Genomic DNA, 6590 nt, shown 5'->3' with positions numbered 1-6590 from the left:
TGCGCCTTGTCCGGCGAAATCCGGCGCTCGAGCCACACGAACGGCGCTTCCTTGTTCAGTTTCGATTCGAGCGAAATCGGCAGCATCATCAGGATTGCGGCAAGCTTCGATCGCTCGGCCGGCGTGCTCGACTCGGCCACCCGCTTGGGCCGCGCGTAAACCGACCGCGTCTCGGCCGACAATGCCAGCGGCTCGCCGTTGCGATCGACGATCGGTCCGCGCACCGCTGCGAGCTGGGTTTCTCCGGTATGCTCGTTGTGCGCGAGCGAGTTCAACTTCGGTCCGTACAACGCCACCAGCACCACCAGCCGGATCACCGCCAGGCCGAACAACGCGGCCAGCGTGAGCGTGAGTGCCCCAATTCGAGCGCGCCGCTGCTTGAACGATGTATTCATGGGAGCATCACCACCTGCCCACGGCCGGGCGGCGCGAGATGATACTGCGGCGCGAGCGCGCGCAGCCTCTCGTGCGAGCCGAGCTGCGCGGCCGTCAGGCGCAGTCCGCGGTTTTCGTCCTGCAGCTTCGCGATTTCATCGTGCAGCGCGGAAAGCCGATAGCCTTCCTGCGTCATTTGCAGCCGTGTCATCAGTGTTGCGAATCCGACGATCGCTATCAGCGCGCCGAGCACCGTCGGCACAACCTTTGACGGCCGCCGGGTCGGCTTTACCCGCGGGCTCATCGTGCGCTCCGCTCGATACATCGAACTTTTGCGCTGCGCGCGCGCGAGTTTCGCGAGATCTCGGCCGACGATGGCTTGATCACTTTGCGCGCGATCGCCGTGTAATGTTCCGTGTGCGCCAGCTCACGGAAGCGCTCCTTGATCGGACGATCTTCGAGCGAATGATACGAGATGACCAGCATTCGGCCGCCCGGATTCAGCATCCCGGGCCCATCGCGCAGGAGCGCGGCCAAACTTTCCATTTCGTGATTTACCGCGATGCGCAGCGCCTGGAAGGTGCGCGTCGCCGGATGCGCGCCGCCGCGCCGATGGGCTCCCAGAGCGCGCTCGACGATCCCGCGCAACTCGCCGGTGGTCTCGATCGGTCCGCGACGCCGGGCTTCGACGATCATCCGCGCAATCCGCCGCGAGCCGCGCTCCTCGCCGTACGCGTAGATGATGCGCGCGAGTTCTTCGGCGCTCTCTTCATTGACGATGTCTTTCGCCTGCAGAGTCTGCCTGCTGTCCATCCGCATATCCAACGGACCGTCAAGCCTGAACGAAAACCCGCGATTCGGATCGTCGAGTGCGTAGCTGCTCATACCAAGGTCGGCGAGCATCGCGTCCGCACCGTCGAAGTGATGCTGCTTCATGACCGCCGCGATTTCGCCAAAGTCCGCGCGCTCGAGTACAACGCGATCGCCGAACTCCACCAGCCGGTCGCGCGCGACGGCTAACGCCGCCGCGTCGCGATCCAGCCCGAGCATCCGCGCTTTCGTGGCGCGTAGCATCGCCTCCGCATGCCCACCCGTCCCAACAGTCACGTCGACGAACGCGAGCGGACCGTGCGCGGACAGCAGCCCGCGCACCTCCTCCACCATCACCGGCACATGCCTCCGGTCCGCCGCGTCGTCTTCGAGTATCACCGCCAGGTTCATCGTCCGTCACAGACCAAGCTTCGTGAAAAATTCCGGGTCGGTTATCTTTTCCTCGGTGGCCTTCAAAACCTTGCCGAGGATCTGCTTGTCCCAAAGTTGAAAATGATCGCGTCGCGCCGAGAACGTCACCTCGCGATCGAGCTTTGCGTAGTCGCGGAGATTTGTCGGAATCAGAATCCGTCCCTGCCGATCGACGGGCACGTCATGCGCGCCGCCAATGAACATCGTCTCAAACGCCTGCACCTGCGGATCGAATCGCGGCATGTTCTGCAGCTGCGCGTTGAGCTTGTCCCACTGACTCGGTGGATACAGCGCCAGGCATCGCTCTCCGTCGTATGGGAAATTCGTGATATAAAGACGATCGTGATTTTCGCGCTGCAAAATCTCGCGAAAACGGGCCGGGATACTTACCCGACCTTTTTCATCGATCGAATGGTCGAACCGACCACTAAACACCGTGCTCCCTCCCCAAGGTCCCACAACATCCCACTCTGCCCCACTATAGTCAAGCAATTCGGCCTCTTCAGAATGTAATAAACTGACTATTGGCGCGATTAGTCAGTAACGAAGAAAAGGCGAAACTAGGAATCGACTGGCTATTCGGCGCGACGCTCATCTTGTTTAGGCAATCGAGTGCTCCGGCCTGCGCCTTCACAGATAAACTTGACAGCGACGGCACGCATTGGCGAAACTCGCGCCGATTCGTTTGTCGCTCCACTACAACCGGAAAGTGAGAATGCTTCAGCTCATCGGGGCAGAGAGAGGGTAGATGAAGACGCGAAATTCATGGCTGCGAAGCGCCGCAGTCGTTGCAGCAGGCCTGTTAATGACGGTGCTGGTCATCAGCCCGGCCGCTTATTCGAAGGGAAAAAAGAAAAAGGCCGAGGTGGCGCCCACCGCAACGTTGACGCCGACGCCCACGCCGACGCCTGAAGTTCACGTGTGGAATTTCGATCAGGATAAGGCGGGCGAAGTGCCGGCGGGATGGAAAGCGATCGAAGGCGACTGGCAGGTGATCGCCGACCCCAGCGCGCCGAGCAAACCCAATACGTTCGGGTTGCCTGCCGGACGTCTGCTCAAGTCGCTGACCAGCGCACTTGAGTATTACCCAATGGCAATCGAAGCCGATCCGACTGAGTATTCCGATTTTACGCTCGAAGCGCAGTTCAAATCCGCGGGCGGACGATTCGATTGTTCCGGCGGCATCATCTTCCGCTACGTCGATGAAAAAAACTTCTACCTGCTCTCCGCCGGATGCCCCAACGACTACTTCGCGCTTTCGCGGGTGACCGCCGGGCAGCTCGTCCTCTTGAAGCAGAGCGTCGTGCCGACTGACAAGGACACCTGGTACCGCCTCAAGGTTGTGGCCCAGGGCGGACATTTCATGTGCTACGACGATGACAAGATGATCTTCGATTTCGACGACAGCAAAATCGCCAAAGGCAGAATCGGGGTGTGGTCGCGCGACGATTCGCAAGCGGAATTCGACGACATAAAAGTCACAATCATCGGGGCTGGCGAGAGCGTACCAACTCCCGCGCCGGCTGCATCCGCGTCGCCGTAGCGGATTGAATTCGCCAGGCGCTCGCGATGTGTTGCATGCGGGCGCCTGGCAACTTAGTCTGAACATAGATGGAAAGCACTCAAGAAAAAGCAGCGGTCGACGTTCGCATCGAGCCGTTGCGCGGCCTTCCTCTTGTATTGGAAGTAGCTGGCGGAGTCGGACGCGCACTGGGCCTTACGCTGCTGTGGGGCCTCGAGATCGCGCGCGATGCCTACTTCCGTCAGCTCGATCGTCTCAACGTCCGCCCGCGCCACAAACGCGCGAGCGCGTTTCCTCCCGGCCAGCCGAAGAAGCAGCGCACGACCCCCGCGCGCTAACTTCGCTCTGTTTCTACCTCCCTACTCTTCGAGCACGCGCGCCAGGTATCGCGCGAGTTTTTCGTCGAGCACGCGGACCAGCGCGTCGGTCTGGGCGGCCTGCGTGATTTTCAGAAATCCTTCGAGGCGATGCTCGCGGTCGTGATTGCGAATCAGCCGGGCGATCATATTTTGCGACAACGAGGCAAGCTTGATCTCGAGCGCGCGGCGAATCCCTTCCATCGCATCTTCGAGTTCCGCCTGCGGTGACGAGGCGCCTAGCCGAAACCCGCAACTCGAACATCGCGGCATCGTCTCGGGCGCAATCGCATCCCGCAGTTCGCATCGCACGACGCGCGCACTCGCCTCCGCGACCAGCGCGCCGAGGTGCGCGCCTTCGGGCCGCCCCAATGCGGCGATGGCGTTGAGCCGCGCGAGCGCGTCGAAGTACCGCCGCGCGTCACCCGCCACCAGCGCGAGCCGCTCCATCTTCTCAAGCCATCGCTCGTGCGCGCTCAGGTAGCACTGTACATAGGTCCATTTGAATTTCTGAAAGCGTGCCTCCAACGCGTCAAGACTGCGCGGCGGACCGGTCAGGATGCGCGGCCCAAGCTCGACTCGGAGCAGTTCGCACTCAGTCTGCAGCGAAGTGATCGCCGATTGTTGCCATGCGTTTTCTCTGATCGCGGCTTGGTCCGGCGCGGCGCGCAAGCCGGTCGCCGCCAGGTACTCGCGCATCGCACGCATTCGCGGGATGGATTCGGCCGCCGCGGCCAGGATTTCGTATGCGCCGGCGACCCGGATTGCCGATGCCAGGTAAGTTGGATCAGCAGCAGCCTCGAGCATCGCAGCGGCGCCCGATTCCGCCAGCGCGATATAGTCTGCGATTGCCGCGCGGTTCGCCGCGGGCATTTCGAGGTTCGCCTCGCTCAGCGCCGCCGCAAGCACCTCGCGCGTGCGCACCGCGCCTTCGACCGCGAGCGCCATCGAACAGTCGAGTCGATTCAGGCGCGCCTGGAGACTCTCGCGGTCGCGCGCAATCGCAAGCGTTGGATCGAATCCCCGCGCGAGCGTGAGCGCCGCGTTGAACGCCGCAAGCTCGGGCGCGCCAGCGGCGGCGGGATCGAACCGGGCAGCATCAGTCTCCACGCGGATCACGCCGCCAGTCGAGATCTCCAGCCGGCGCAACAAGTCGCGGACTGCCGCCGCCGCCGGCTCATTCGCGGTTGTGCTGTAAGCGACCATCGGCAATAGCGACTTCAGTTCCTCGACCGGGAGCGCTGCGGTCGCGCCGCACACATTGTCCACGATCAGCGAATCGACTATTTCGCGCGCGAGGTCTTTCTCGTACGAATCCAGACCGGCGATCGTGTCGCGCGCAATCTTCCACGCGGCGCGTCCGGCCTCAGGCAGGAGAATTTTGATCAGCTTCGAGATCTCGGCGTTCATCGTCAGGTCGGGCGGATAGATCAGCCGCGCGGGCAATTCGCCATCGCCTGAAGACGACGCCAATACTTCGCGCGCCAGCCGCGACAAGCCGATGATCGCGGCGCGAGCGGGGTGCGCGCCATCCGAAATTGGACGATTGGCGATTGTGCGAAGTGCCCTGAGTGCCGTCGGATGAAACGGAAAGATCGCATCGGGCGCCAGTCCCGCCGTATCTATTCCGGCGTACGCGTGATCGGCATCGAGTTCGGTGTCCTCCAAAAGCCGGCGCGCGCGCCGGACCGCAATGGTCGTTTCCTCGTTCGGGTCATGCGGCGCGACCAGCAGCGGACGCGTCGCGTCCGGAGGAATGGCGCGGCTGGCCGCGATCACCGTGAACTTAACCTGACGAAAGGCCGCAGCAACTTGCGCCAGCATCGCGAAAAAATCCGACGACGCCTCGCAATGCGACGTTCCAAAATCGATCGCGACGGTCACCGCCTTGATTCCCGTTCGCCGCGCGGTCTCCAACGCAACATTCAACGCGGCCGCGCCGCGCAGCTGACGGAAAAGATCGCCCGAGCGCTGGTCGCCGCCGATTTGTTCCGCCAGGACGCTGAGCACGAACATTTCGACTTCGCCGCCGGTGATCCGGCCGGCCAGCTCGAGCCCACAAACCAGCCGTCGCGCGTTTTGGGCGTCGAGTGCGCCAGCCCGCCTCTGCAGCGCGATCGCGTAGTCAAGGAAATGCGTCTTGCCGCATCCCGACGGTCCGCTGATCCAGAACACTCCGCCTTGTGGTTCCTCGAGATGCTGATTCAGGACTTCCCACGAGCGCTCGGCCGCGCGAGTGAATACGTAGCTGGCGACGGTCGCGACCCGCGGCGAGGTTTGAAGCTCGAGTCGTTCAGCTGCGAGCGGTTCGAGTTCGAACCAGCGTCGCGCGTGCCGTTCCTCTAGCTTGGCCCGCTCCATCGGCTGAGACTATCGCAGTAGTCAGCATCACAATGTCACGTTATGCAGACCAGAATGTGGACTTTCTGTCACTTTGAGAACAGATTCGTTTCCGGATGATGGTGCGCGAAGCGTGCAAACCTAACCCCTAGCCCCTTCCCATAGTGGGAAAGGGAACTGGACTTTTGGTCTTTTGGGTTGAAGGTTTACGGAAGAGCTCTACTTCAGTCGATGCGAATCAGCTTGTGCTTGATTGCGTATCGCACTATTGCCGCGGTCGAGCGCAGCTCGAGCTTTTGCTTGAGGTTGTCGCGATGCACCTGCGCGGTCTTCACGCTGATACCGAGTCGTTGCGCGACTTCCTTGGTCGTCGCGCCTTCGCCAATGAGTTTGAGCACTTCGCGCTCGCGGCGGGTAGGAGTCGCAGCGCGCGACGTTTTCGCAGGCGCACCGTTGCGCAGCTGCGCGAGTACGATCGGCGCGATGGTCGGGCTCAGATATCGCCGTCCCGAATGAACCGCACGCACCGCGCTCACTAACTCAGCCGCCGCGTCGGTCTTGACCACGTAACCTGCGGCGCCCGCATCGCCGAACGCCTCGAGCACGTATTCCTCGTCGTCGTACTGACTTAGCATCACCACTTTGCAGGCCGGCGCTTCTTTGGCGATTCGACGGGCCGCCGAGATTCCCCCGATTCCCGGCATCCCGATGTCCATCACCACCACATTCGGTTTCAGTTGTGTGGCAATCGCGAC

General features: G+C 62.3%; 7 protein-coding genes and 1 pseudogene. 2 read left to right on the top strand and 6 right to left on the bottom strand.

What is annotated here, in order from left to right; translation table 11 throughout:
• The 4 genes and pseudogenes from VIW95_RS16825 to mraZ form a co-directional block, all read right to left on the bottom strand.
• Positions 1-395: pseudogene (locus VIW95_RS16825) on the bottom strand (hypothetical protein); the annotation flags it as partial.
• Positions 392-679, bottom strand: a complete 288-nt coding sequence (locus VIW95_RS16820) for a hypothetical protein (protein WP_331588695.1) — start codon at positions 677-679, stop codon at positions 392-394. The pseudogene VIW95_RS16825 and the gene VIW95_RS16820, both read right to left, overlap by 4 nt.
• Positions 676-1596, bottom strand: coding sequence for a 16S rRNA (cytosine(1402)-N(4))-methyltransferase RsmH (gene rsmH / locus VIW95_RS16815; protein ID WP_331588693.1), 921 nt, complete (start codon positions 1594-1596; stop codon positions 676-678). Before rsmH ends, VIW95_RS16820 begins: the two co-directional genes overlap by 4 nt.
• Before the next feature lie 6 nt (positions 1597-1602).
• On the bottom strand, positions 1603-2052 hold the full coding sequence (mraZ, locus tag VIW95_RS16810; RefSeq protein ID WP_331588691.1) for a division/cell wall cluster transcriptional repressor MraZ: 450 nt from the start codon (positions 2050-2052) through the stop codon (positions 1603-1605).
• Positions 2053-2365: 313 nt separating this feature from the next.
• Here mraZ and VIW95_RS16805 point away from each other — a divergent pair, with 313 nt between their 5' ends.
• Both VIW95_RS16805 and VIW95_RS16800 read left to right on the top strand, forming a co-directional pair.
• Entirely contained in the window at positions 2366-3160 is a 795-nt protein-coding gene (locus tag VIW95_RS16805) for a family 16 glycoside hydrolase (protein ID WP_331588689.1), read from the top strand.
• Between the two features lie 68 nt (positions 3161-3228).
• On the top strand, positions 3229-3477 hold the full coding sequence (locus tag VIW95_RS16800) for a hypothetical protein (protein WP_331588687.1): 249 nt from the start codon (positions 3229-3231) through the stop codon (positions 3475-3477).
• 21 nt (positions 3478-3498) lie between these two features.
• On the opposite strand, the gene VIW95_RS16795 is transcribed toward VIW95_RS16800, so the two are convergent.
• Both VIW95_RS16795 and VIW95_RS16790 read right to left on the bottom strand, forming a co-directional pair.
• Positions 3499-5856 carry a hypothetical protein gene (locus VIW95_RS16795; protein ID WP_331588685.1) on the bottom strand — a complete coding sequence of 786 codons (2358 nt, stop codon included), beginning with the start codon at positions 5854-5856 and terminating at the stop codon, positions 3499-3501.
• A 203-nt stretch (positions 5857-6059) separates the two neighbouring features.
• Positions 6060-6590 (bottom strand): response regulator transcription factor (locus tag VIW95_RS16790; RefSeq protein WP_331588683.1); only part of this gene is annotated, 531 nt, incomplete at its 5' end.

The organism is Binatus sp. (SeqCode), from assembly GCF_036522015.1.
Classification (GTDB): Bacteria; Desulfobacterota; Binatia; order Binatales; family Binataceae; genus Binatus.
This window is presented reverse-complemented; position numbering and strand designations above follow the sequence as displayed.